Here is a 539-nt window from a genome sequence, read left to right on the forward strand (position 1 = left end):
CTTTTTTGCGTCTGGTGTTTGCCCACTGTGCATTTTTCAGTGTAGGTAAAAGAAGATGTGAATTGTGAGGGATGCGTTCCGGCAGCGTCAGTGGAAAAACAGAAAAATAACTGAGATGAATTTTTTTCTAGGATAGTCAGATTGTTAAATATGACCTATTGCTAACACTTTTTGTGTCCGAATAGCGCAAAATCTGAACATTACACTATGTTGTAAATTACTGCTTACCATCATGGAGATAAAAATGAAAAAGCTTATGACGTCATTGGCTGTTGCAGCCACTATCGCATCACCTGTTGCTCTTGCGAACAGCACCCCTGTGATGTTTTCAACGATCGACCATACTAACGCTCCATCAAACTCTGCTGTTGGTGGTGTTCGTTTGGCGGTACTGCATGGCCAAGTAAACGAAGTAAAAGGCGTCGACTTCTCAGTTCTAGGTATGTCTGAAACTGACCGTACTACTGGTGTGAACTTCGGTCTGTTCTTTTGGGCAGCGAAAGTAAACCAAGAAATGAAATGTGCGTCACTTGGTTTTT

General features: G+C 41.9%; 1 protein-coding gene. It reads left to right on the forward strand.

All coding sequences use genetic code 11. The features are described 5' to 3' along the window. Positions 1-244 precede the first annotated feature (244 nt). Positions 245-539 (forward strand): VC2662 family protein (locus R8O11_RS30680; RefSeq protein ID WP_412035103.1); only part of this gene is annotated, 295 nt, incomplete at its 3' end.

Source organism: Vibrio sp. 1288, from assembly GCF_033344475.1.